Raw genomic sequence first — 21,558 nt, 5'->3', positions numbered from 1 at the left:
GTGATCCGACAGACCCGAGTGACCCGAGGAGCCCGCCTTCGATGAGCACGCAGGACCCGCACCCGCCGTCCCCCGCGACGACGGCCACCGCCGCCCGTCTCGCCCACGAGAACTCGATGGCCCTCGCCGCGCGGGACGCCGCCCACCGGGCGCTGACCGAACAGCTGCTCCTCGTGCTCGCCGACACCCTGGACTCCTTCGACCGGCTGCTGCTCCCCGACAGGCCACAAGCGGCGGCGGCCGACCCGGAGTCGTACCGCAGAAGCCTGGAGCTGATCGCCAGGCAGCTCGAAACGGCCATGACGGGCCAGGGGGTCGAGCCGGTGGGCCGGATCGGTGAGCTCGCCGACCCCGCGACCCACCACGTCACCGAGGTCCGCACCGCCCCGGGAGCGGCCGACGACGAGGTCCTGGAGGTTCTGCAGCGCGGATACCGATACCGGGGGCACGTCCTGCGTGCCGCCCGGGTAGTTGTCGCCGTGACCGGCGGCGCCGAGCAGGGAACGGAGCGTTCATGAAGGCGATCGGCATCGATCTCGGCACCACGAACAGCGCGGTCGCGGCGCACGACCCGCACCGCGCGGACATCGCGGTGCTCACCAACAGCAAGGGTGAGCGGCTCACCCCGTCCGTGGTGGGCCTGGCCCGGCAGGACCGCCCGCACCAGCCGCTCGTCGGCGAGGACGCGCTGAACTGGGCGATCAAGCAACCCAAGGACACCGTGGTGTCCGTGAAGCGCCTGATGGGCCGCGACTTCGCGGACACCTCGGTGGCCGAGGCGCGCGACAGGCTGAGTTACGAGATCGTCGCGGGGCCCGACGACGACCCGCGCGCCCACGTGGTGCTCGGCGAGAAGACCCTGACGCCCGCCGAGGTCTCCCGGATCATCCTGGAGAAGCTCGTCCAGGACGCGACGCGGACCCTGGGCGAGCAGGTCACGCACGCCGTGATCACCGTGCCCGCGTACTTCCGTGACGCCCAGCGCGCCGCGACCCGTGAGGCGGCCGAGCGCGCGGGCCTGGTGGTGAAGAAGATCGTGGACGAGCCCACGGCCGCCGCCGTCGCCTTCGGTCTGCACAAGCCGGCCGGCGAGCGCAGCCGCGTCCTGGTCTACGACCTGGGCGGCGGCACCTTCGACATCTCGGTCCTGAACGCGGCCAAGGACCAGGAGGGCAACAGCCAGTTCCAGGTGCTGCGTTCGGCGGGCGACATCTGGCTCGGCGGCGACGACTTCGACCTCGCCGTCGTCGAGCGGATCATCCAGTGGATGCGGGACGAGCACCAGGTCGATCCGTCGGGAGACAAAGAGTTCCTCTTCCGGGCGAAGAAGGCGGCCGAACGCGCCAAGCGGGAGCTGAACGACCTCGACGAGACGTACATCGTGATCCCGGCGGCCTACCACAGCCAGAAGGGCGTGCTCGACGTCGAGATGAAGCTCTCCCAGGGCGAGTTCAACGCGATGATCGCACCCCTCGTGTCCCGCACGATGGGCCTGGTGACGGAGACACTCGGCCGCTACGAGCTGGCGCCCACCGACATCTCCGACGTCCTCCTGGTCGGCGGCGGCACGCTCACGCGGCCCGTCTACGAGGCGGTCGAGGCGTACTTCGGCAAGGAGAAGGTCCGCAGGAACATCAACCCCATGGAGTGCGTCGCGTTCGGGGCGGGGGTGCTCGCCGAGACCCTGGACGGCGTGGAGTGCCCCGACCCGCGGTGCGCGAAGGTCAACGACGACGCCGCGCAGACCTGCGAGGACTGCGCCGAGAGCCTGGTCAACGCCCGCCCGGTCGGCTCCACGGGTCTCTACGAATCGACGCCCATGGCCATGGGGATCGCCGCGGTCAAGGGCGACCAGCGCGATGTGTTCGTCGAGATCATCCCGGCCGGTTCGCCCTATCCGCTGCCCGAGCCGCGCCGGCGCACCTTCCACGCGACCGACAGCCGCCGCATCCGCGTCCCGGTCTACGAGGGCGACAGCCGGGTGGCGAGCGAGAACCACGAGCAGGGCGTCGTCGAGTTCGACCTGCCGCAGGAGATCGAGGTCAACCGGCACGTGGACGTGTCGTTCAACTACTCCGCCGACCGCATCATCACCGTACGCATCAGCGTGCGCGGCACGGACATGACCCTGGAGGCGACCCCGAACCGCGAACGGCCAAGGACCCCGCCGCCGGAGACGGGCACGGAGGTCGACAGCCATGTGCTGCGCGAGGAGTTGGGCTATGCCGAGCGGGAGGCCGACCACTTCCTGAAGCGGTACGGCACCTACATCGAGCCGGTGCAGGCGATGAAGGTGCGCCGGGACATCGAGCAGGCGCAGCGGGCGGCGGCGATGGGTGACAGCGGCGAGTACAAGCGGCTGACGGAGCTGCTGCTGGACGACGTGTTCCACCAGTGCGGTCTGGCGAGCCAGTTCCGGCAGGCCGAGCTGGCGTCGGAGGGCGCGCCGCCGGACACGGTGCGGCAGATCAACGAGGCGGTCGACTACGTCAAGCAGGCCCATCGGCAGGGCAATCGGGTGCAGACGTCGCAGCAGGCCCGCAACCTGCGCAGTCTGGTGGCGGTGGCCCAGTCGGAGCGCCGGGTGCAGTCGCTGCCCGACCGGCCCGACTACGGCGGCATCCTCCAGGTCGGGGAAGACACGGTCGACGGATGACCGCGGGGGTGGGGCGCCCTTCGGTGTGCCTCGGTCTTGATTTCGGCAGCACGGGCGTGCGGGCGCTGTTCGCGCTGCCGGGAGAGGCCGCGCGACGGCTCGACGGCGCGGCGGGCGACTGGCCCTGGCCGCTGTGCGAGCCCGCCCCGGCGGGCGTGCTGCCCGTCTCCTTCCCCGGCCTCAAGAGCCGCCTCGGCAGCGGGCGGCCGGTCCTGGCGCTGGGGTCTTCCGTCCCGGCGGAGCGCCTGGTGGTGCGGATGCTGCGGCGGCTGCGGGAGCGGGTCGAGGCGGAGTCGTCGGGGACGGTCGCACAGACAGTGATCAGCGTGCCCGCCGCCTACCGGTCGGCCCAGCGGGCCGCGCTGCTGGACGCGGCGAGCGAGGCGGGGCTCGCGCCCGCGCGGCTCATCAGCGACGCGATGGCCGCGGTCGTCGGGCATGCGTCGGAGCGGGAGAGCGGCACTTTCCTCGTGTACGGGATGGGGTACGAGGGGTTCGAGATCGGCCTGGTCCGCGGTGTGCGGGGACATTACCGCGCGCTCGGCCACGAGGGGGCGGCGACCTCGGGCGGACGCGCGTTCGACGGTGAGGTGCTTTCGTCGGCGGTACGGCTGCTGCGCAGGCACCGGGGGCCCGGATCGGTTTCGGGGGTGGCCCCGGAGCTGTGGCTCGCGCTGCGGGCGGGGGCGCAGGAGGCGCGGGAGGCGCTGAGCACGCCGGGGAGCGCGGGGGCCGCGGAGCTGTCCCTGGACGTGGGGACGGGGCCGCCCCTTGAGGTGCGGATCACCCGGCCCCATCTGGACGCCTTCCTCGCCCTGCACGTGCGGCGCACGGTGGATCGCGCGCGCTCGCTCCTCGATCAGTCGGGGATGACGCCCGCGGACGTCGACACGCTGCTCCTGACGGGCGGCAACACCCTGATGGAGCAGGTCGGTTCGGGGGTCGCGGAGCTCGGCGGGCATCGGGTGCAGGCGCCGCCCGAGCTGCTCGCCCTGGGCGCGCTGAAGCACGCGGTGCGGCTCGCGGGCGGCGCGGCCGGGTCCGCCGCGCTGGAGGAGGGTCCGCTGCAGCCCGCCGACCCGGCCGACGACACGCTCTCGGACGCACCCGCCCTGACGGCCACGCTGGTGGGGGGCGGGGAGCCGGGGCGGGGCGGGGAATCGGGGCGGGGCGGGGCGCCGCGCCGGGACGTGGAGCGGGCGCGGGTGCTGGCGGGGCAGGGGCGCACCAAGGAGGCGGTGACGCTGCTGCGGGGGATCGTGGCGGAGGCGGGGGCGCTGCTGGAGACGCTCACGTCGAAGGCGCCCGGGGAGGGGGCGAGGGTTGATGTGGCGCCCCCGGAGATGACGCCCGCGGAAATGGCGGCCCCGGATGCTGTCGAGGCGGCGACTCCGCCGCCCGCCGACCGGATCGCCCTTCGCCAACTCGCGCGCGCGCAGAGCCTGTTGGAGCTCGGTCGCTATGAGGATGCCGTGCACGCCTCGCACACGGCGTGGCTCGGGGCGGCCACCAAGGCGGCCGGGGCCGACGTGCTCGACGCGATGATCGACGTGCACTGCGCGGCGGCGATGGCCGACACCGCGCCCGGCCACTTCCCCGACGCCGAGCGGTGGCTGCGGTGCGCGTACGGCCATGACCCGACCAGCGAACGGGTGCGCGGGCTCCTGGCCGAGCGCACCTACCGGCACGCGGTCGAGGTGGAGCGACTCGGGGGACGCGATGAGGCGATTGAGGCCCTGGGGAAGTGCCTCACATGGGATCCTGAACACGCCGATGCCGAGGCCCTGTTGCGGCGGTTGAACCGCGACGGGAGGAACCGGCGGGGCCCGAGAGCAGGGGGAAGCGTTTGACGCCCGCAGAACTGCTGGACGAGCAGAAACTCATCGACGAGTTGCGGCGTCTGGCAGCCCATCCATCGCTCGCACCACGGTCCGCCGAACTCACCGTGCTCGCACAGGACTTGAAGCCACCGCACCAGCTGGACCGGTGGGCCGAGGTGGACCTCGTGGACGCCTACGTACGCCCGGAGAGCGTGGTCACCCCGCCCGTCGGGCAGGCCGGGCGGCACGACGTCCGCCTCGAAGCGGCGCTCGGGATCCTCGTCTTCATCCCGCTCCTGGTGACGTGGTTCGGCCTGCGGGAGGCGGTGCGGGCGTACGGCGAGCTGAGCAAGGAGGACCCCAAGGAGTCGACGCGGCCCTTCCTCCAGCTGTGGCAGTCCGGCTTCGGCGGCCACCTGTCGGCCCTCGGCCGCTTCGAGAACGTCGCGTTGATGGCGGTGATCCTGATCGCGCTGCTCGTCCTGCTCTCGGTATGGCACGCGAGGGTGCGGGCGCGTACGGACCGCGAGGAGACGGAGCAGCAGGGCGAGCGGGAGCGGCTGCTGGCCGCACTCGCATCCGTCCTCACGCGTACGCAGATGGTGCTGGCCCCGCACCGCAGCGCCTCGCCGCAGCAGTTCACCTCCGAGCTGACCAAGGCGGCCACCCAGATGCGGCAGCTCGCGTCGAAGGCGGAGACCAGCCACAAGGCGCTCACCGGTACGACGACCGCGGTGAGCGCGTCCATCGACGCGCTGAAGGCCGCGGCGGACGCGCTCACCGTCGAGGTGCCGAAGCTGGGCGTCGCGGCGTCCCGCATCGAGCAGACCCTGCGCGACGGCCGGACGGCGGCGGACAAGGCGAGCGTGGCCGGAACGGACGCCGCACGCGGCATCGCCGACCGCGTCAAGGCGGCGGGCGACACGGTCGAGGCCTCCCTGAAGTCCCTGATCGCCGCCCAGCAGTCCCTGGTCACCAAGTCGGAATCGGTGGCAGCGGCCACCGACCGGGCCTCACAGGCACTGGTCGCCAGCACCGGTCGCACGGGCGACGCGGTGGAGGGAATGCGCGAGGCGACGGAACGGTGGGACGCGGCGGCGGCACACTGGCAGGACGCGGCGGCACGGCTGGACGCGCGGATCGGGGCGCTGGTGGGGGCATCGGAGCTGCCGGGGACGGTACCGGCGGCGGCCGGGTTCGGGGTCGGCGGGAACGGTCATGCGGGGGCCGGATCGAACGGGGGTCCTGCGGGCGGCTATGGGTACCCCGCTAACGGGAATGCGGGCGCGGGGCAAGCAGGTGCCGGGCAGACGGGCCCGGGACCCGCAAGCGCGGGGCAAGCGGGCGCCGGATACGCGGGCGCTGGGCCAGCGGGAGCTGGACGCGCGGGTCCGGGACCAGAGGGCGCCGGGCAGGCGGGCGGCACCGCATATGCAGGCGCGGGGCAAGCAGGTGCCGGGCAGGCGGGGACGGGGCAAGCAGGCGCCGGACATGCGAGCACGGGACACGCAGGCGCCGGACAAGCAGCCGCCGGACACGCGGGCACGAGGCCAGAAGGCGCAGGGCAAGCGGGAGCCGGACACGCGGGCCCCGGACCAGTAGCGGCCGGACACACGAGTGCCGGGCAAGACGGTGCCGGACAAGTAGACGCCCGGCAAGCACCCGTCGGGCAAGCTGTCGATGGCTCCGATGGCGCCCAGCACTCCGACGACAGCCTCCGCAGTGAAGCGACCCGTGTGCTGCCCGCCCGGGGGCGGCACATCCCCTCCCCCGCTGGTCCCGTCGACGCACCGCCGCGCGACCAGCCGCCCGGCGGGAGTGACGCGTGAGCCGACCGCGGGGCCGGGGGCGGGTCAGTGTGGTGGTTCTTGCCGGGTGGCTCTTCGCCGATCTGCTGCTCGTACTCGCCCTGGTGTCGATGGCCGACCGACCCGACCCCCTGGCCGACCGGCCCAAGGCGGCCAAGGACGGCGCGAAGCCCTCGCCGTCCGCCTCACCCAGCCCGACGGGCCCCCGCTCGGTGGAGTTGCGGCCCGAGGAGTTCCGGGTCGAGGGTGCGGGGAAGAGTGAACTGGTCACGCAGATCCACAAGAACACCGGCAAGTGGGCGGGCCGGGAGGCAGCGCTCGTGCTGACGTTCGGCGGTTCCAGGAACGGCGAGGCGTACGCCCACCGCGTCAACTCGCTGCTCGGCAAGGGCCGTCCGGGCATGTTCACCAAGAAGACGGCGACGGACGACTTCCACAACCTGGGCGACCCCGCGTCGACCGCGAAGGTCCGGGTGTACTTCTACACGACGCCGGGCGGCTGAGCCATGACGGACTGGCACCCCGGCGAGCGCCCGCCGGACGACGGAGCGGGGCTGCCCCTGCCCGCGCTGCCCGCGACCCCGGCGATGAGCGGCTACCAGGCGCTGCGCGAGACCCTGCGGAAACTGAGCTTCCGGCACGCGGCCGACGCCCTCCGCGCTCCCGCACCCGCACAGTCGCCCGCGCAGTCGACGCAGGCCCTGTTCGGCAACCTGCCGAAGGCGGCGGCCGACGACGGGTTCCGTGTCCTGGACGGCCTGTGGTTCCCTGCCCGCGGCGGCCTGTGGCAGCGGGTCGACCGGGCCTACGTCCAGGACTGCCGCGCCCGGTGGCTCGCATCGGACCATCCGCGCGCCCTGGACGCGGCCGCCGTCGTGGCCGTCCTGGAATCCGTCCTGCTCGAAGACCCGATGGGCCTGCGCCGCCTCGTGCTGTGGGAACTGTGCTGCCGCCTCAGCGACGGGGCCGCGGACCAGGCACCGCCCTCCGCCGCGCACGCCGTGGCCCTCGGCGTCCACCGCGCCGAGGCCGGCCTGCTCGTGGACGCCGTCGCCGCCGTCCGCTTCCCCGCGGCCGGTACCGCCCGGCACGCCGCCGAGACCCTCGCCGACATCTGGCCGGGCCCCCGGCTGCGCGAGGCCGAGCGGCTCGCGCGGCTGATCCCACCGGCCCCCGCGGACCACGTACTGGCCGCCGTGCTCGGCACCCTCCACGCCCGCTCCGAGTCCGTTCACCACCTCACCGACACCGCAGCGCAGTTGGCCGACAGGGGTGATCTCCGTGGCGCGGCGGCAGCCTGGCTCGGGGCCCTGCGGCAGGCCCACGACGACGTGGACGCGCAAGCGGGCCTCCTGCGCGTCGCCGCGCTCCTGGCCGACGACCCCTTCGCCTCCGCCGACGCGCAGGTGACGGCCGCCGTCGACGACCGGACCGTACGGCTGTCCTGGCACGCCCCGAGCCGCGGCCAGGACACGGTGTCGTACCGCGTGCTCCGGTACCCCGACGGCGCCCCCGAACACGCCGTCGAGGTCTCCTCGGCCGGCAGTGCCCGCACCGCGGTCGACCCCGATCCCCCCACCGGACGCCCCCTGCGCTACGCCGTGTTCCCGCTGCGCCGGGGCCACATCGCCGGGGTGCCGCGCGTCACCACGCAGGTGCTGCTCACTCCGGACGTCTCGGAGCTGCGCGTCGAAGCCGTACCCGACGGCGTACGGGTGCGGTGGCGGCCCGACCCCTCGGCCCTGGAGGTCGCCGTCGTGCGGACGGCCGACGGCGAAAGCGGCCCGGGACAACAGGTGTTCTGCGAGCACGACCAGCTCCTGGACGCACCGCTCCCCGTCGGCCTGTACGTCTACGAGGTCCGCTGCGGCTACCCCGGCCCCACCGGCCGCCTCGTCTGGTCGCCGGGGCGCACCGTCACGGCCCGCGCCGACCGCTGGCCCTCGCCGGTGGACGAGCTCAGCGTCCGGCGCCTCGACGACGGCCGCGTACGCATCGCGTGGCGGCCGCCTTCGCGCGGCGAGGGCCACCTGGTGCCGTGGTTCGCGCACCCCGTCCCGCCCGGCGCCGACGTGTCCGAGCATGTCGGCAGGCTGGCCCCGCCCGACGGTGTCGCGCCGACCTCCGCCGACGTTCTGCCGCCGCCCCGCGAGCGGCTGCGGATGACGGCCGTGAGCGTGCTCGGCGACCGTGCCGTCTCGGGGCCGAACGTGGTCGTCGAACGCCAGGGGGAGGTACGGGACCTGGAGGTGCGGCGGGTGGCCGCCGACCGCGCCGAGCTGCAGTTCGACTGGCCCGAGCCCGCCGTGCTCGCGCTGATCTCCTGGGAGGACGGCGTACGGGGCGGGGAGCGGCGGGTGGCCCGCAGCCAGCATGTCTCGGGGCGGGCCGTGGAGCTCCAGGTCTCCCCGGCGGAGTGCCGGTTCACCGTGACCGCCTTGCCCCGGCCGGACGCGGTGGCCATCGCGGCGCCCTCCGCGCAGGCCCTGCTGCCGGCCGCGCCGCCACCGGTGCCGGCACTCCCCCCGGTGGCCGACCCCTGGTGGCGGGCGTGGTGGCGGCGGTGGCGCGCGAAGCAGCCTCCGGCTCCCTCAAGTCCCGCGCCTGCGCCTCCCTCGAATCCCGCGCCTCCGCCTGCCTTCTAGTCCCGCACCTCCGCCTCCGCCCCGCCCCCGAACTCGAGGAGCAGCCCGGCCCGCAGCGCGATCGTGCGCCCCGGCTCCACGTCCCGCACGGTCCCGTCGTCCTTGCGCGCGGTCCACACGTCCTTGGTGTGGTTGGTGAGGCCGAACCTCCCCGGGTTCTGGGGATGCGCCGTCACCTCGCCCACGACCGCCCGGAAGTCGTGCCGGTCGGGGTACTCGACCAGGTGATGGGCGAAGACCCGGGCGCTCGGGGCCAGCCTGATGCCGCGCCGGGTGCGCGACGTCCCCGTACCGGTGACCAGTTCGAGCCGGGGCGGCAGAATCAGCGTACGGCCGCATTTCCAGCAGTCGGGGGCCGCTCCGTCCGGCTGCGTGAGGTTCTGCTTGCCGCACGAGCCGCACTGGGTGATGGCGTCCAGGACCTGGCTCAGGGCGTCGCACCACTGCGACTCGCGCACCCGCTTGACCGGGGTCCGTACCCCCTCCGTGAAGGTACGGACGAACAGGTCGCGCAGGATCGGCGGCAGCGCGCCCCAGGTGGCGACCACGGTCGGCTGCTCGCCGGGCACAGGGCGGTTGCGGGTGTCGGAGGGGTCGTAGACGAAGACCGGATCGGTGCCGTAGAGACGGCGTTTGGCGGCCTCGTCCATGCAGCGGATCTGCAGGGCCTGCGCGCCGTTGAACGGGTGGTCGTTCATGAGGAGCAGGAAGAGCAGGACGGCGAGGGAGTGCAGGTCGGTCTGGGTGCCCGGCTGGGCCCCCTTGTCGCGCCGGACCAGCTCGGGCGCCATGAAGTCCATGGTCCCCGCGACGGCGGCGGACTCGCCCTCCACCACCGCGTTGTCGTTGTCGCACACCAGGACGTCCCCGGTGCGCGGGTCGAAGAAGATGTTGCCCCAGTTGATGTCGCGGTAGGCGATGCCCCTGGAGTGCAGCGACCGGTACGCCTCGACGGTGTGCAGCGCGACGGTGACCAGCGTGCGCATCGTCGCGGCGGACACCGAGGGGTCGCGGCGGAACAGCGCGGGCAGGTCCTGGAAGCGCGAGGGGCGTACGTCCATCAGATAGCCGAAGCCGGGCGCGCCGCTCCTGGGGCCCTCCGGGTCGAGGACTATGGCGGTCGGCCAGAGGAAGCGGTCGTCGCTCCAGCCGCGTGCGATGAGCCCTTCGAGGATCTGCCGCTGGCGGGCGTCGGCCAGCTGCGGGTAGTACCACTTCAGCGCGCGATCGCCCTGCGGCGTCGTCACGCGGTAGACCTCGCCCTGGCCGCCGGAGCCGAAGAGCTCGGCCACCGTGACCTTCTCCCCCGACTCGGCCACCAGGGTCTTTCCGGCGGCGAGCATGCCGTTCACCATGCGCTTCCTTTCTCAGCTTTCGCCGTGGCCGCGAAGGCGCCCACGAACGTCGTGTCGTCACCGGAGTACTTGGCGGCGCGCTCGAGCCAGTCCGCGAGCTGCGCCTGCACCGCGGGCACGCCCTGGTCCGCGGCGCGCTCGGTGACGCCGGTGGCGAAGTCCAGGAACCCCTGGTGGTCGGCGAAGCTCTTGGAGAGCCCGTCGGTGGAGATGAGCACGGCGGGCGGCGCGCCCGCGGTGAACGGCTGCCAGTGCGTGCGCATCTTGCGCCACGGCTCCGGCTCGCACAGCGAGTCCGTCTCGTCCCCCATGTCGGGCCCCGTCGAGAGCGGTGTGTGCGGGACGCCGTCCGCGTCCACGAGGACGATGTCACCGTCGCCCAACTGCCAGCAGAACAGCATGCGTTCGGTCAGTACGGCACCGATGAGGGTGCTGCCGTACACGGCGAGGTCGGGCCCGCCGCCACCCGCGCCGCCCGGCAGCCGGGGCCCGCCGCTCGCCGGGGAGTTGCAGTCGTGCAGCAGCGCGCGCTCACGCCAGCGGTGCGCCACCTGCTGCGGCAGCCTGCGGGCCTCGGCGCGCAGCCCCGTCCAGCCCGTGGCGTCGGCGCCGACACGCACCACTTCCCGCGCGAAGCCCTCCGCGCACGCGGTGAACTCCTCGACGGCCCACCGGGACCCGAGGTCGCTGCGGAAGTGCGCGGCAGAACCGTGCCCGTCGGCCACCGTGAGCACGGCCGCGCGCCCCTGGGCGACGGAGAGGGTGTCGCAGCTGTCCTGGCTGTACTTCTTGCCGACGCCCTTGACCGTGGCGCCGACGATGGCCCAGCCGCCGGTCGCGGCCTCTGTCCGCGCCGGTGTCGATGGCCCGCTCACCAGATGTCGTCTTCGTCGCCCTTGGTCAGCGGCGCCGGTCCGAGCGGCGACGCGGGCCTGGCGTCCTCGACCTTCGGCGTCGACGCGTCCTTCACCACGGCCGTCGACATCCAGCGGATGGCGGCGGCGAGCTGGCGGGGGTTCTTGGCCTGCAGGGGTTCGAGCTCGGGGTTGCCGAGGAACTCCTTGAGCATGCTCTTGTCCGCGTCGTCCCCGATGGCCACCGCGACCCGCACGGCACGCTTGCCCCACGGCGTCGCGTCGATCTCGCGCAGGCCCGCGCGCCAGTCGTCGGTGGGCTGCCCGTCGGAGGCGAGCGCGAGCACCGGGGGCAGTGCGCGCTGCGGCATCGGCGGGGTCTGCAGCGCGCCCGCCGCGAGCTTGAACGCCGCGCCCATGTCGGTGCCGCCGTACGTGTGCACGTCGTCCCAGGCGAAGCGGTCCACCGGGGTCGGCTCGCTCACGTGCCAACTGGCGCCGCTGGCAAAGGAGATGGCGCGTACGAGCAGGGAGGCGGCCGGGTTGGACTCGGCGGCCTGCTGCATCTCGGGGATGGCCTCGCGGATGGCGAAGTTCAGTTCGCCGATCTTGCCGTTCACGCCCATGGAGCCCGAGCAGTCGAGCATCCAGATGAAGTGGACGGGCCGGTTGGCCATGCTTCCGCCGGGGAAGTTGTCGGCGGCGCTGTCGGCCTCGACGGTCACACTGGTGTCGCTGGTCTTCCTCACGCTGGTCCTCTCGCGCGTCTGTGGGTGTACTCAGGGGCTTACAGGGGCGCCTGTCTGCTGCGCCAGGCGTTCCATTCCTGGACCCGTCCCGGGCCCCGCCCGTGCGGCTGCCGGGCGATCTCCGTGGCGATCTCGCCCAGCGTCCAGTCGTCCAGGTGCGGCACCACGGGGGCGAGGACGCGGGTGAGCAGTTCGTCGGCGACCCGCTGCCAGGCCGTCGTGATCTGCCGCCCCTGCCGGGGGCGCCAGATGTGGTAGAGGGCGGCGATCTCCGCGGGCCTGCGGGGCAGTTCACGGATCAGGCGTTCCCGTACGTCCTCGTCGAGGAGCATCTCGCGATAGGGCGCCAGGACGTCCTCACCCGTCCTCATCAGGAAGTCCAGGGCGGGACGGTGGCACAGCTCGACGGGCGGCGCCCCGGCGAACCCCCGCCCTATCCAGGCGCCGGTCCCTTCCCGCAGAGCGTCGCTGAGCGGCAGGGCACGCTCGCTCTGGTCGCGGATGCGCTCGACGGCCGGGCGCAGGGGCAGCCGTCCCTCGGCGAAGTCCTGGGCCGCGACGAGGAGTTTGATCGTGGCCCGCTCCACCTTGTTGAGCTGGTCCTCCGCCCGCAGGTCCCGGGCGAAGTCGACCAGCTCGGAGTCGACCCGCTGCGGGGACCTGAGCCGGACCACGAGACGGATGCCGAAGCCCGCCTCGACGATCAGCCGCGTCGGGCACACGCGGACGAGCTCCGCCACGGCGGCGCTGTCGGGCTGGGAGCCGCCCCACACCAGACGCCACAGCAGCTTCACCGTCGCCGCGTCCTCCACCCGGCCGCCCGGGAGCAGTTCGGCGAGCGCGGCGAAGAGCCGGGCGCCGCGCAGGCAGTGCGGCTGCCGCTGCCAGCGGGCGGCGGCCTCGACGAGCCGCAGGGGCGGGGGCGCCTCACCGGCCTCGACGTGCCGCCGCAGCCACTCCCCCTGCGTCGAGTTGGCGAGGTCGCGCAGCTTGTAGAGCTGCTGGTCGGTCATCCTCCCGGCGAGCAGCCGCAGGACCCGCCGGTTCAGTCCCGTGTGGCCGATCGCCTCCAGGACCTCGACGGCCTGGGCGCACTCGCGCCGCCCGGGGTTGAGCAGCGCCCCCGCGAGCCGCTCCATGGCCTCTTCGAGCCCCGGCCCCGCGTCCGCGCCCATGGCGAGCGCGAGCCGTAGCGGCTCGGTCCAGGTGCCGACGGACGAGCGCAGCCTGCGCCGCAGCGCGTCGTCGGCGCGCGCGCCGAACTCGCCGCGCAGCCGCAGCCAGGCGTCGGCGCTCAGCGGGAGCCGTTCGCAGGCAGCCAGGTCGGGCAGCGTCTCCTGGTCCTCGGCGACGGATACGTAGTGCCGGACCAGGGCGAGGGCCAGGGGCTCGGCCGCCGTGCGGTCCTCGGCGCCGAGCGCCTGGCAGAGCGCCAGCTCGTCGACGACCGCACTGCCCGCGCTCTCCTGCGCCAATGACGCGGCGTGGGCGCGGGCGATGTCACGGCGGGCGCCGTCGGACATCGCGGCGAGCTGCCGTACGTCGAGGGTCGGGCGGGTCAGCGCGAACGGGTCGTCGTCGGGGCCCGGCCGGGGCGGTGGCCCCTCGATCCACTGCCGGGCGGTCACCTCGGCCCAGGTGTCGTGCGTCGGCGTGCTGCCCTGGCCGCCGACCCCGTCGTGCACGCGGTAGAAGTGGTCGAGCGTCGGCCCGTCGAACCGGTCGAAGTCCGCGTCCGGGCCGATGCCGAGGATCTGCTGCGGCGCGCGGCGCGGTTCGGCGGTCCAGGTGGTGAACGTCAGGGACTTGGCGTACGTATCGGGCAGCGAGGCACAGGCGAGCGTGATCCAGCGGGTCACGGTCCGCGGGTCGTGCTCGGCGACGACGATCTGCCGTCCGGCCCGCTCGTCGAACAGACGACGCACATCGGCGAGGAAGGGTTCGACGCGGGGGGCGTGTTCGCGGGCGAAGGCGGTCAGGTCTTCGGGCCGCACATCGGTTGAGGGCAGGGGCAGTTCTTCGGTGCTCTGCGCGTACGAGACGTCGACGCGAAGCTCGGCGTCTGCGCTGGGGTCCGTGCCGCGGTCCGTGCCGCGGCCCGTGCTGCAGTCCGTGCTGCACAGAAGGCCGCCGCCGTCCGGGAGTCTGCTGCGGCTGAGGCCTTGACGGTGTCCGACGGCCAGTACGTGCGCGGCCAATTCCGTTGATTCGGGAGTCTGTTCCCCTGCTTCAGGGGTCTGTTCCTTCTCCTGCTCCTGCGGGCCCGCCGATGCGGGGATCAGACGGACGGCTCCGGTGTCCGGCTCCTCGTCGAGCCGGTAGCTGAGGCGACGGATGGCCATGCCACATTCTGACCAACCGCGTGCCCCCGTCGCAGGCCGTCCGCCAAGTTTCCCCTATTCACGGGGATTCACCTGACTCCCCCGTGCCCCGCAGCCGGTTGACGCCGCGCGCCCTTGCGGTGCGGGTGCGTTGGGGCCACGGTGGGGCGCGGGCCCCAACGGGCGGCCCTTCCTGACGCTGACGCTGATCGGAGTCGACGTGGCCTCCTTCACGCTTCCCCATGCCCTGCTGGGCGACGGGCCGCACCGGGTGATCGCCCTGCACGGCTGGCTGGCCGACCGCTCGGCGTACGCGCCGGTGCTCGCGGATCTCGACCGCACCTCGTTCCGGTACGCGGTGGCCGACCTGCGCGGCTACGGGGAGGCGAAGGACGCCTCGGGCGCGTACACGACCTCCGAGGGAGCGGCCGATGTGGTCCGCCTGGCCGATCACCTCGGCTGGGAGCGGTTCTCCCTGATCGGCCACTCGATGGGTGCGAGCGTCGCCCAGCGGGTCGTCGCGATCGCCCCGCACCGGGTCCGCAGACTGGTCGGCGTCTCCCCGGTACCGGCGTCCGGCCTTGACCTCCCTGCCGACCAATGGCAGTTGTTCTCCGAAGCCGACCACCTGCCGGAGAACCGCCGCGCGATCATCGACTTCACCACCGGCGGGGTACGGCCGGCGGCCTGGCTGGACCGCATGGTGACGCGCTCCCTCGCCGTCAGCGACACCAAGGCCTTCCGCGCCTGGCTGGACTCCTGGGCACGCGAGGACTTCCACGACCGCATCGAGGGCTCGACCGTCCCGGCGCTCGCGGTGGTCGGGGCGTTGGATCCGGCACTCGGGGCGGATCTGATGCGCCGGACATGGCTGCACTGGTACGCACGCGGCGAACTGACCGAACTCCCGGAATCGGGCCACTACGCGATGGACGAGACGCCGCTCGCACTCGTCAGCGCCGTGGAGGAGTTCCTGCGGGCGGATGGGTAAGGGCAGAGGCAGGGGCACGTCGAGAGACCAGCGGCGCCTCGCGAGGGCAGCGGCGCACCAGGCCGCCACCCGCACGCCGCACGAGCAAGGGGGCGTCATGAGGGCAGCGGCCGGTCAGGAGGCAGGGACACGTCGCAGAGACGGCAGCTCGCCAAGAGGCCGACCGAACGCCGCAAGGACAGCCGTACGTCACGAGTCCAGCCGCACGCCACAAGGACAGCGACACCCCACGAGGACAGCCGCGCGCCGCGCATCGGACGCCGAGCGGAAGGAGCAGGCAGATCACCGCACCCGGAGGCGATGAGACCGCCACGGTCCCCGATGTGTTCGACCCGCGGCAGTACGCGGCCGGGGTCCCGCACGACCGCTATCGCCTGCTCCGGGACCTGCACCCCGTCGCCTGGCAGGAGGAGCCGCGCGTGCTCGACTGGCCGGCGGGCCCCGGCTTCTGGGCGGTCACGCGCCACGCGGACGTCGTCCGTGTCCTGCGGGACTCCACCACGTACTCCTCGCACCTGGGCGCCACCCAGATCCGCGATCCCGACCCGGACGACCTTCCGTTCATCCGCCGCATGATGCTCAACCAGGACCCCCCGCACCACGGCCGGCTGCGGCGGCTGGTCAGCCGGGCCTTCACGCCCAGGCGTGTGGAGCGCTTCGAGCACCTGGTCCGCGAGCGGGCCCGCACCCTCCTCGCGACGGCGGCGGACCGGGCCCGCGACTCCGACGGCACCTGCGATCTCGTCACGGCCGTCACCGACGACTACGCGCTGCTCAATCTCGCCGATCTCCTGGGCGCCCCCGAGAGCGACCGCGGCCTGCTCCTGCACTGGACGCAACGCGTGATCGGCTATCAAGACCCGGACGAAGCGGGTGAGTTGAGCCTCGGCCCGGACGGCAAGCCCGTCAACCCGCGCTCACCCGCGATGCTGCGCGACATGTTCGCCTACGCGCAGGACCTCGCGGCACACAAGCGCCGCGAACCCGCCGACGACATCATGACCACCCTCGCGACGGACCCCGAACTGACCGGCCCCGAGCTGGAGATGTTCTTCTTCCTGCTCACCGTCGCGGGCAACGACACCGTACGCAGCGCCGCGCCCGGCGGCCTCCTCGCGTTCGCCGAGCACCCGGACGAGTACCGCCGCTTCCAGCGGGGCGAGGCGCCGATCGCCACGACCGTGGACGAGCTCCTGCGCCACCACCCGCCCGTGCTCACCTTCCGCCGCACGGCCACCCGGGACACGGCGCCGGCCGGACGGCCCGTCCGCGCCGGGGACAAGGTGGTGGTCTTCCACGCCTCCGCCAACCACGACGAACGCGTCTTCACCGACCCCCACCGCCTGAACCTGTCCCGCTCCCCCAACCCCCACGTCTCCTTCGGCGAGGGCCCGCACGTCTGCCTGGGCGCCCACTTCGCACGGCTGCAACTGCGGGTTCTGTACGAGGAGTTCCGCGCCGCACACCCCACACCGCCCCGACTCGCCGGCCCGCCCAAGCGCCTGGTCTCCAACTTCATCAACGGTCTGAAGTCGGTGCCGGTCCAGATCCCACCGCCGGACTGAGGCGAGGAGCAGTTCGGTGCCTTTCAAGTGATCCGGTAGCGGCCGGGGCGGCGCTTCCGCCCCGGCCGCTCACCTGAGCACCCCGCATCACAATCTGGTCTCGCTGCCCCCTCAGGGTCTTGCCACCCACCCGTGTAATCGATTCCAATCCTCCGTGTAATCGATTCCACAAGGAGGTGGACCGGCGATGGCGAGCATCAAGGACGTCGCGGCCGAGGCAGGCGTATCCGTCGCCACGGTCTCGCGCGTCGTGAACAGTCACCCCTCGGTCAGCCCGGGGGCCCGCGCCCGCGTCCTCGCCGCGATAGAGAGCCTCGGCTACCGCCCGAACGCCGTGGCACGCTCCCTGCGCACCGCCCAGACCCGCACGCTCGGCCTGGTCATCAGCGACGTACTGAACCCGTACTTCACGGCCCTGGCCCGCTCCGTCGAGGAGGCGGCCCGCGCGCTCGGCTACAGCGTGATCATCGGCAACGCCGACGAGCGGCCCGAGCTCCAGGACCACCACGTCCGCACGCTCCTGGACCGCCGCATCGACGGGCTGCTTGTCTCCCCCACCGACGGCGGCTCCCCGCTGATGCTCGACACCGCGCGCTCCAGCACCCCCATGGTGTTCGTGGACCGCTGGATCCCGGGCGTGGACGTCCCCGTCGTCCGCGCCGACGGCCGTGACGCCGTCCGTGACCTGGTCGCCCACCTGCACGCCATCGGCCACCGCAGGCTCGCGATCATCGCGGGGCCCGCGGCCACCACCACCGGCAGCGAGCGCGTCGCGGCCTTCCGGGACGCACTCGGCGCGTACGGGCTGCCGCTGCCCGACGACTACATCGGGCAGGGCGACTTCCAGGCCGACAGCGGGCGCCGCGCCACCGAGCGCTTCCTCGCGCTGGCCGAGCCGCCGCACGCCGTCTTCGCCGCCGACAACCTGATGGCGCTCGGCGCGCTCGACGCGATCCGCGCGCACGGCCTGCGCGTCCCGCACGACATCGCGCTCGCCGCCTTCGACGACATCCCGTGGTTCGTGCACACCGATCCGCCGATCACCGCCATCGCCCAGCCGACCGGCGATCTGGGCCGGGCCGCCGTGCAGGCCCTGGTCGACCTGATCGAGGGCAGGCGCCCGCAGTCCGTCACCCTGCCCGCCCGTCTCGTCGTACGCCGCTCCTGCGGCGAGTCCCCCACCGACCAGAGGAGCACCGCGTGAGCAGCGAGGAGCACCACGTGAGCAGCCCTGACGAGTTGCCGCCCGGCGCAGAGCACGACGCAGAGCCCGGTACAGGGCCCGGCACAGAGCGCGACGCGGCCGAGACGCCGCAGGGTGCCGAACTGCTGCGCATCGAAGGCATCCGCAAGACCTTCCCCGGCGTCGTCGCCCTCGACTCGGTCGACTTCGACCTGCGCCGCGGCGAGGTGCACGTCCTGCTCGGCGAGAACGGCGCGGGCAAGAGCACGCTCATCAAGATGCTCTCCGGCGCCTACCGCCCCGACAGCGGCCGCATCCTCGTGGACGGGAAGGAAACCCGCATCCACGGCGCGCAGGACGCCGAGCGGCTCGGCATCGCCACCATCTACCAGGAGTTCAATCTCGTACCCGACCTCACCGTCGCCGAGAACATCTTCCTGGGCCGCCAGCCGCGCCGCTTCGGGATGATCGACCGCAAGGCGATGGAGGAGGCCGCCGAGAAGCTCCTGAAGCGGGTCGGCGTCCAGGTGTCGCCGCGTGCCAAGGTGCGTGAACTCGGCATCGCCCGGCTCCAGATGGTGGAGATCGCCAAGGCGCTCAGCCTGGAGGCCCGCGTCCTGATCATGGACGAGCCGACGGCCGTCCTGACCAGCGAGGAGGTCGACAAACTCTTCGCGATCGTGCGGCAGTTGCGCGCGGACGGCGTCGGCGTCGTCTTCATCACCCACCACCTCGAGGAGATCGCCGCACTCGGCGACCGCGTCACCGTCCTGCGCGACGGCCGCAGCGTCGACCAGGTGCCCGCGTCGACCGCCGAGGACGAGCTCGTACGGCTGATGGTGGGCCGCAGCATCGAGCAGCAGTACCCGCGCGAACGCCCGGACACCGGCGCCGCGTTGCTCACCGTGCAGGGCCTCACCCGTGACGGAGTCTTCCACGACGTCAGCTTCGAGGTGCGGGCCGGTGAGGTCGTCGGCCTCGCGGGGCTCGTCGGGGCGGGGCGGACCGAGGTGGCGCGCGCCGTCTTCGGCGCCGATCCGTACGACGCGGGCTCCGTCGACGTACGCGGTGAACGGCTGCCCCGGCATGACGTGATCGCCGCGATGGGCGCAGGGATCGGCCTCGTACCGGAGGACCGCAAGGGCCAGGGGCTCCTGCTTGACGCCTCCGTGCAGGAGAACCTCGGCCTGGTGACGCTGCGTTCGGCGACGCGCTCCGGGCTCGTGGACCTCAAGGGGCAGCGCGTCGCGGCGGCCCGGATCGCCGAGCAGCTCGGCGTGCGGATGGCCGGGCTCGGCCAGCACGTGCGCACGCTGTCCGGCGGCAACCAGCAGAAGGTCGTCATCGGCAAGTGGCTGCTCGCGGACACCAAGGTGCTGATCCTCGACGAGCCGACCCGCGGCATCGACGTGGGCGCGAAGGTCGAGATCTACCAGCTCATCAACGAACTGACGGCCTCCGGGCACGCGGTCCTGATGATCTCCAGCGATCTGCCCGAGGTCCTGGGCATGAGCGACCGCGTGCTCGTCATGGCGCAGGGCCGCATCGCGGGCGAACTCGCGGCGGACGACGCCACGCAGGACGCGGTGATGGCACTCGCCGTCAGCAGCACGGCAGTTCAGACGGACGACACAACCGAAAGGAAGGCCTCCCGTGGCCACTGAAACGCTGAAGAGCAACGCGGGTGGCGCCACCGGTCTGCGCCGCGTGCTGCTCGACAACGGCGCCCTGAGCGCCCTGGTCGTCCTCCTGGTGGCGATGTCGCTGCTGTCCGGCGACTTCCTCACCACCCAGAACCTGCTCAACGTGGGCGTACAGGCCGCCGTGACCGCGATCCTCGCGTTCGGCGTCACCTTCGTCATCGTCTCGGCGGGCATCGACCTTTCCGTCGGCTCGGTGGCCGCGCTCTCGGCCACCGTCCTCGCCTGGTCGGCGACTTCGCAGGGGCTCCCGGTCTGGCTCGCGGTCGTCCTGGCCGTCGGCACCGGCATAGCGTGCGGATTCGTCAACGGACTGCTCGTCTCGTACGGCAAACTCCCGCCGTTCATCGCCACGTTGGCGATGCTCTCGGTGGCCCGCGGCCTCTCCCTGGTGATCTCGCAGGGCAGCCCGATCCCGTTCCCGGACTCGGTCTCCAACCTCGGTGACACGATCGGCGGCTGGCTGCCGGTCCCGGTCATCGTGATGGTCGCGATGGGTCTGATCACGGCGCTCATCCTGGGCCGTACGTACATCGGCCGCTCCATGTACGCGATCGGCGGCAACGAAGAGGCGGCCCGCCTCTCCGGGCTGCGCGTCAAGCGGCAGAAGCTCGTCATCTACGGCCTCGCCGGCCTCTTCGCCGCCGTCGCGGGCATCGTCCTCGCGTCCCGTCTGGTCTCCGCGCAGCCGCAGGCAGCGCAGGGTTACGAGCTGGACGCGATCGCCGCGGTCGTCATCGGCGGCGCGAGCCTGGCGGGCGGTGTCGGCAAGGCGTCCGGCACCCTGATCGGCGCGCTGATCCTGGCGGTCCTGCGCAACGGCCTCAACCTCCTTTCCGTGTCAGCCTTCTGGCAGCAGGTCGTCATCGGCGTCGTCATCGCGCTCGCCGTGCTGCTCGACACGGTGCGCAGGAAGGCGGGGGCGACGCCCGGAGCCTCGTCCGGGGCCGCGGCCGGTGGCGGCAAGAAGGGGCCGCAAATCCTGAAGTTCGGGATCGCCGCCGTGCTGGTGGCGGCCGTGATCGGCGGCGTCTCCTTCTTCAACAACGGCTCTTCCGGCACGACGACGAAGGTCGGCATGTCGCTCTCCACCCTCAACAACCCCTTCTTCGTGCAGATGAAGGAGGGCGCGCAGGCGGAGGCCAAGAAGGCGGGCATCGACCTCACGGTCACGGACGCGCAGAACGACGCGTCGCAGCAGACCAACCAGCTGCAGAACTTCACCGGCGAAGGCATGAAGTCGATCATCGTCAACCCGGTCGACTCGGACGCGGTGGGCCCGGCGGTGCGCGGCGCCAACACGTCGGACATCCCGGTGATCGCCGCCGACCGCGGTGTGAACAAGGCGAAGGCGGCGACGCTCGTCGCCTCCGACAACGTGGCGGGCGGCAAGCTGGCCGCGAAGACCCTCGCGGAGAAGCTGGGCGGCAAGGGCAAGATCGTCACGCTGCAGGGCGTCGCGGGCACGTCGGCGAGCCGCGAGCGGGGCAAGGGCTTCGCCGACGGCATCAAGGCATACCCCGGCATCAAGGTCGTCGCCTCCCAGCCCGCGGACTTCGACCGCACCAAGGGCCTGGACGTCATGACGAACCTGATGCAGTCCAACCCCGGCATCGACGGCGTCTTCGCCGAGAACGACGAGATGGCCCTCGGCGCCGCCAAGGCGCTCGGCGGCAAGGCGGGCAAGTCCGTCTCGGTGGTCGGCTTCGACGGAACTCCCGACGGACTCAAGGCCGTCGAGTCGGGCTCGCTGTACGCCTCGGTGGCGCAGCAGCCGAAGGAGCTGGGCAGGATCGCCGTGCGGAACGCGGTGAAGGCGCTGCGCGGCAAGGACGTCGCCACGATGGTCAAGGTTCCGGTGAAGGTGGTCACGAAGAAGAACGTGGCCGACTTCTCCTGACCCTGCCGTGT

General features: G+C 72.8%; 15 protein-coding genes. 11 read left to right on the top strand and 4 right to left on the bottom strand.

From position 1 onward, the window contains the following. Positions 1-41: 41 nt before the first annotated feature. Genes ACFUPX_RS25045 through ACFUPX_RS25020 form a run of 6 tightly spaced genes read left to right on the top strand, consistent with a single transcriptional unit; the run spans position 42 to position 8,929 of the window. Positions 42-518 (top strand): nucleotide exchange factor GrpE, encoded by a 477-nt coding sequence (locus tag ACFUPX_RS25045; protein ID WP_383326712.1) that lies wholly within the window; start codon positions 42-44, stop codon positions 516-518. Next, positions 515-2,656: an Hsp70 family protein gene (locus ACFUPX_RS25040; RefSeq protein ID WP_383326709.1), complete on the top strand. Its 2,142-nt coding sequence runs from the start codon at positions 515-517 to the stop codon at positions 2,654-2,656. Before ACFUPX_RS25045 ends, ACFUPX_RS25040 begins: the two co-directional genes overlap by 4 nt. Then, positions 2,653-4,506 (top strand): Hsp70 family protein, encoded by a 1,854-nt coding sequence (locus tag ACFUPX_RS25035; RefSeq protein WP_383326706.1) that lies wholly within the window; start codon positions 2,653-2,655, stop codon positions 4,504-4,506. Before ACFUPX_RS25040 ends, ACFUPX_RS25035 begins: the two co-directional genes overlap by 4 nt. Further along, a complete protein-coding gene (locus ACFUPX_RS25030) occupies positions 4,503-6,305 on the top strand; it encodes a hypothetical protein (protein WP_383326703.1) in 1,803 nt (600 codons plus the stop codon). The genes ACFUPX_RS25035 and ACFUPX_RS25030 overlap by 4 nt, the downstream gene beginning before the upstream one ends. After that, positions 6,302-6,787: a hypothetical protein gene (locus tag ACFUPX_RS25025; RefSeq protein ID WP_383326700.1), complete on the top strand. Its 486-nt coding sequence runs from the start codon at positions 6,302-6,304 to the stop codon at positions 6,785-6,787. Before ACFUPX_RS25030 ends, ACFUPX_RS25025 begins: the two co-directional genes overlap by 4 nt. Positions 6,788-6,790: 3 nt before the next feature. Beyond that, entirely contained in the window at positions 6,791-8,929 is a 2,139-nt protein-coding gene (locus tag ACFUPX_RS25020) for a hypothetical protein (RefSeq protein ID WP_383326697.1), read from the top strand. On the opposite strand, the gene ACFUPX_RS25015 is transcribed toward ACFUPX_RS25020, so the two are convergent. The 4 genes from ACFUPX_RS25015 to ACFUPX_RS25000 all read right to left on the bottom strand — a co-directional run bounded on the left by ACFUPX_RS25015 (position 8,926) and on the right by ACFUPX_RS25000 (position 14,229). Continuing rightward, on the bottom strand, positions 8,926-10,284 hold the full coding sequence (locus ACFUPX_RS25015; RefSeq protein WP_383326694.1) for a protein kinase: 1,359 nt from the start codon (positions 10,282-10,284) through the stop codon (positions 8,926-8,928). The genes ACFUPX_RS25020 and ACFUPX_RS25015 overlap by 4 nt on opposite strands. Then, positions 10,278-11,159 (bottom strand): PP2C family serine/threonine-protein phosphatase, encoded by an 882-nt coding sequence (locus tag ACFUPX_RS25010; protein ID WP_383326691.1) that lies wholly within the window; start codon positions 11,157-11,159, stop codon positions 10,278-10,280. The genes ACFUPX_RS25015 and ACFUPX_RS25010 overlap by 7 nt, the downstream gene beginning before the upstream one ends. Beyond that, positions 11,156-11,815: a tellurium resistance protein gene (locus ACFUPX_RS25005; protein WP_383326806.1), complete on the bottom strand. Its 660-nt coding sequence runs from the start codon at positions 11,813-11,815 to the stop codon at positions 11,156-11,158. Before ACFUPX_RS25005 ends, ACFUPX_RS25010 begins: the two co-directional genes overlap by 4 nt. A gap of 110 nt (positions 11,816-11,925) precedes the next feature. Then, the gene (locus tag ACFUPX_RS25000) at positions 11,926-14,229 is read right to left on the bottom strand and encodes a GTPase-associated protein 1-related protein (RefSeq protein WP_383326688.1); all 2,304 of its coding nucleotides are present in this window, start codon (positions 14,227-14,229) and stop codon (positions 11,926-11,928) included. A 199-nt stretch (positions 14,230-14,428) separates the two neighbouring features. Here ACFUPX_RS25000 and ACFUPX_RS24995 point away from each other — a divergent pair, with 199 nt between their 5' ends. The 5 genes from ACFUPX_RS24995 to ACFUPX_RS24975 all read left to right on the top strand — a co-directional run bounded on the left by ACFUPX_RS24995 (position 14,429) and on the right by ACFUPX_RS24975 (position 21,547). Beyond that, positions 14,429-15,199: an alpha/beta fold hydrolase gene (locus ACFUPX_RS24995; protein ID WP_383326803.1), complete on the top strand. Its 771-nt coding sequence runs from the start codon at positions 14,429-14,431 to the stop codon at positions 15,197-15,199. 323 nt (positions 15,200-15,522) lie between these two features. Then, positions 15,523-16,764 carry a cytochrome P450 gene (locus ACFUPX_RS24990; RefSeq protein WP_383326685.1) on the top strand — a complete coding sequence of 414 codons (1,242 nt, stop codon included), beginning with the start codon at positions 15,523-15,525 and terminating at the stop codon, positions 16,762-16,764. A gap of 187 nt (positions 16,765-16,951) precedes the next feature. Beyond that, positions 16,952-17,968, top strand: coding sequence for a LacI family DNA-binding transcriptional regulator (locus ACFUPX_RS24985; RefSeq protein ID WP_383326682.1), 1,017 nt, complete (start codon positions 16,952-16,954; stop codon positions 17,966-17,968). Then, a complete protein-coding gene (locus ACFUPX_RS24980; RefSeq protein WP_383326679.1) occupies positions 17,965-19,611 on the top strand; it encodes a sugar ABC transporter ATP-binding protein in 1,647 nt (548 codons plus the stop codon). The genes ACFUPX_RS24985 and ACFUPX_RS24980 overlap by 4 nt, the downstream gene beginning before the upstream one ends. Then, entirely contained in the window at positions 19,601-21,547 is a 1,947-nt protein-coding gene (locus tag ACFUPX_RS24975; RefSeq protein WP_383326676.1) for a substrate-binding domain-containing protein, read from the top strand. Before ACFUPX_RS24980 ends, ACFUPX_RS24975 begins: the two co-directional genes overlap by 11 nt. Positions 21,548-21,558 lie beyond the last annotated feature (11 nt).

Origin of the sequence: Streptomyces sp. NPDC057302 (assembly GCF_042667685.1) — a bacterium.
Taxonomy (GTDB): Bacteria; Actinomycetota; Actinomycetes; order Streptomycetales; family Streptomycetaceae; genus Streptomyces.
This window is presented reverse-complemented; position numbering and strand designations above follow the sequence as displayed.